This is a genomic window from Arthrobacter sp. AFG20, assembly GCF_002892795.1.
Lineage (GTDB): Bacteria > Actinomycetota > Actinomycetes > Actinomycetales > Micrococcaceae > Arthrobacter.
This window is the reverse complement of sequence record NZ_PJMC01000040.1, coordinates 1-3,396: the sequence shown is the minus strand read 5'-3', so window position 1 is coordinate 3,396 and position 3,396 is coordinate 1. Positions and strand designations below refer to the sequence as shown.

Sequence of the window (3,396 nt, the reverse complement as noted above, 5' to 3'; positions counted from 1 at the left end):
AGCAGCCAAAAAACAACGGGGGGAGAGGGGAAGCTGGCCGGTCACCATTGGTCGCCCCACCCACCACAATCCTCTGCAAAAGGAGCAACACCATGAACGCGATCACCACCGAGACGGTAACCACCGCCGACACCGGCGAGGTCATCACCGACGCCCCGGTCCTGCGCGACTACCACGCCAACGGCGGGTACCACTGGATGGACCTCATCGCCGAACACGGCTGGACCGTCATCCCCAGCTGGGGGAGCGAGGGCTGGGACCTTGGCCAGTGGCCCTACGTCATGGTCGCCGCCATCCGCACCGCCGATTCCATCGGCAACCTGTTCGGCGTCGCCACCTACTGCGAGGGCGACGTGAAAACCACCTACTACCGGACCAAAGCCCGGCAGTGGGACGCGATCACCGAGCAGGCATTCTTCCACTGGAAGAACGGGCAGGCCCACGGCCCGGCCGACCTGCCCGAAGCCGCCGCGGAACTGCCCAGCCGGTACCGGATGCCCTACACCATCCACGCCGCCTAACCAGCACCCAACGCAGTACTGCCCGGCCACAGGCCGGGCAGTACCGCCCCCAAAGCTTTTCAAGGAGGAACACCATGAGCACCACCTGCACCGCACTGATCGTCCCGGCCCGGCTGTCCCAGCCCGTCCGCACCGAAACCATCATCCCCTCCCTGCCCACGCTGCAGGCGCTGGTCGAAGGCAACATCGAAGCCATCACCCGCGGCGAATGGCACGCCTACCTCAACGAGGAAGGGAAGATCATCAACCTGCCCGCAAACATCCGCGCGGGACACCTCTTCCGCGAAACCGGGCTCTACCTGAACGACATCTTCTGCGGAGACGTGGTCTTCCTGGGCCAAGGCACCCATGGCGAAGAAGCCGACGTCCCCGACTACCTCATCGGGCTCGCCGAAGACCTCTTCGACGCCCAACTCTCCGCCTAAGACCATGACAGGTGGCCGAGAACGGAAAGCTTCCGGCCACCTGTCCGCCGGGCCAGGGTCCGGGCGGGCCGCCGCAACGGTGCAGCTGCCGCTGTGGTCACCGGCGGCGGCCCGCCAATCCCGAAAAGCCCGACGCTCATCACCTCGCCGCCCCGGACCCACCGCGGGTCCCTGGCCGGCACCGGCAAAGCCCAACCGGCTGCTGGACAAAGAGGGTGCTCGCTGCGCTTCGCCCTGGTGGGCGTCCGCTGGCGCGGCCGGCTATTGGGTCCAGTGCCGGCTCCGCAGGGCTCCGCCGTCCCTGGCCCTGGTGTGTCTACGACGTTTTTTGGCTGCTGTCCTTCGGATCGTACGTGCCCGCTCCGCCCCGTCTAGCCCCTCCTTCGTCGGGGCCTGCAGGCCGGGAATTTCCTTCCGGCGCTCCTGCGTCGCTTATTTCCTCCAGGAATTTCCCGCCCTTTGCCCTTCGGGTAGACGGGCCTCCGTCGGGCACAGCTCCGCAAGCTCCGCCAGCAGCCAAAAAACAACGGGGGGAGAGGGGAAGCTGGCCGGTCACCATTGGTCGCCCCACCCACCACAATCCTCTGCAAAAGGAGCAACACCATGAACGACCCGATCAAATTCACCGGTCCTGCCGACATCCTGGCCTTCATCCCGCACACGCTGGGTCAGACCCCCACGGAATCCTTCGTCGCCCTCACCATGCAGGGCAACAAGCTCGGCGCGACCCTGCGCGTTGATGCCCCGTTCGGGCAGGACCCGGTCGGCTACGCCCAGACACTTGTCAGCTACCTGACCGCCGACGAAGCCGCCACCGGCAGCCTGCTCGTCATCTACACCGACGAGGACACCAGCGAGGATCCGCGCCCCTACGCCGGGCACGTGGAGGCGCTGCGCACCGAGCTGGAAACCGCCGGGATGCCGATGCAGGACGCATGGCTGGTGACCTCCGAACTGTGGCGGAACTACCACTGCGCGGACACCAGCTGCTGCCCAGACCAGTCGCTGGATGCCATCACCACGAGCAACGGCAATGCCGCCCTGATCTACCGGGGGAGCGCCGTGACCGGCTTCACCACCCCGGCACCGTTCACCGGCGATGACATGGCGCGAGAGGCCATTGCCGCACACAGGCCCGACGGCTGGCCCGAAGACCTCGAAGCAAGCCGCGAAGCGTGGTCCAAGGTGCTCGATGATCCCAAGAGCCTGACAACCCAGACCGCGCACCAGCTGGCAGGAGCCCTTCAGCACCCCACCATCCGGGACTACATGATGGGTGACATCATCACCCACGCGCCCGAACAGTTCACCTCCGTCATGCTGGGCATCTTCCTCACCCGCCCTGACTGGGCCCGGGTGGACACCGCCCAGGAAGTCACCTTCGAACTGATGAAAGCCACACCGGAAGGCCAGCGCGCCCCGATGCTGTGCCTGATCGGCTGGCTGGAATGGCTCAAAGGAAAATCCAGCTTCGCCGCCCGCTACTTCAAACTCGCCCTCGATGACGTGGCCGGATACCGGCTCGCGGAACTGCTCGCTGAACTGGTCAACAGAGGCCTGCTCGCCGGCTGCACCCGCGACCCGAAGAAGGCGTATGACCGACAACTGAGCCGCTAAACCAAGGTAGGCCGGACCCCACACAGAAGGGGTTCGGCCTACCTGTTTGGGTTCCCCAAGTGCGCGGCGGCCTCCCCCGCCAGGGCTCCTCCGGCCGCGTTGGACGCTGTCGCGGGCGCAGCGACTTCAAGCCCCGCGCAGGAACAGCCGATACTGTGAAGGGACAATGCATTCCAGACAGTCAGGAGCCCCGCAGTGGTCGATCCGTTCCGCATGACCGAAGACGATAGCGTTGCCCCGGACGCGAGCCCGCTGGAAGACATCCTGGAGCTGAGCCTACTGACCGCAGGGCCGGTCATAGGACCCGTGGACCTGCCTGTCAGAGATCACCGCGTCGACGAGCAGTGACACCCGCGGCAATGGCGCTGCGCCCATAGATTTCCTTTGCAGAGGGAAAACCCGGAAAGGCCGGCACGCAAGTGCCGGCCTTTCCCTATCTCGGACGGCTGGTAACAGTCATCCACCAGAACGCCGCGGCCGCGAGAGTGTTGAGCGCGGCGATGAAAACATCGCCGCCCGCCGGCCGACCTACAACCAGGTCCGCCGCCACCAACACCCAACAGGCAGCTGCGGCCGCGGTGAAAACCAATGCCATGATCCGCTGAATCCGTGAATAGCCCTGCCCGGGTCGTGTGCGGCCACTACGACCGCTGGGATGCTGCGCTACCGGGTCATTCATGCGCTTACTCTACGCAGAAGCAGCGCGCGGGGCGCGCTGTGGGTTTCGCTGCGCTTCACCCTGGTGGGCGTCCGCTGGCGCGGCCGGCTGTTGGGTCCAGTGCCGGCTCCGCAGGGCTCCGCCGTCCCTGGCCCTGGTGTGTCTACGACGTTTT

General features: G+C 66.0%; 5 protein-coding genes. 4 read left to right on the top strand and 1 reads right to left on the bottom strand.

Annotation, left to right across the window (positions count from 1 at the left end):
* The first annotated feature begins 92 nt into the window (after nt 1-92).
* From CXZ05_RS22635 to CXZ05_RS23585, 4 genes are all read left to right on the top strand, one after another.
* Nucleotides 93-521 (top strand): hypothetical protein, encoded by a 429-nt coding sequence (locus tag CXZ05_RS22635; RefSeq protein ID WP_102974696.1) that lies wholly within the window; start codon nt 93-95, stop codon nt 519-521.
* 74 nt (nt 522-595) lie between these two features.
* The gene (locus tag CXZ05_RS22630) at nt 596-946 is read left to right on the top strand and encodes a DUF3846 domain-containing protein (RefSeq protein ID WP_102974695.1); all 351 of its coding nucleotides are present in this window, start codon (nt 596-598) and stop codon (nt 944-946) included.
* 603 nt (nt 947-1,549) lie between these two features.
* The gene (locus tag CXZ05_RS22625; protein WP_102974694.1) at nt 1,550-2,563 is read left to right on the top strand and encodes a DUF4192 domain-containing protein; all 1,014 of its coding nucleotides are present in this window, start codon (nt 1,550-1,552) and stop codon (nt 2,561-2,563) included.
* Nucleotides 2,564-2,776: 213 nt separating this feature from the next.
* Nucleotides 2,777-2,911: a hypothetical protein gene (locus CXZ05_RS23585; protein WP_258006691.1), complete on the top strand. Its 135-nt coding sequence runs from the start codon at nt 2,777-2,779 to the stop codon at nt 2,909-2,911.
* A gap of 85 nt (nt 2,912-2,996) precedes the next feature.
* Here the strand turns inward: CXZ05_RS23585 and CXZ05_RS22620 are convergent, their stop codons facing one another.
* Entirely contained in the window at nt 2,997-3,242 is a 246-nt protein-coding gene (locus CXZ05_RS22620) for a hypothetical protein (RefSeq protein WP_102974693.1), read from the bottom strand.
* Between the last annotated feature and the right edge of the window lie 154 nt (nt 3,243-3,396).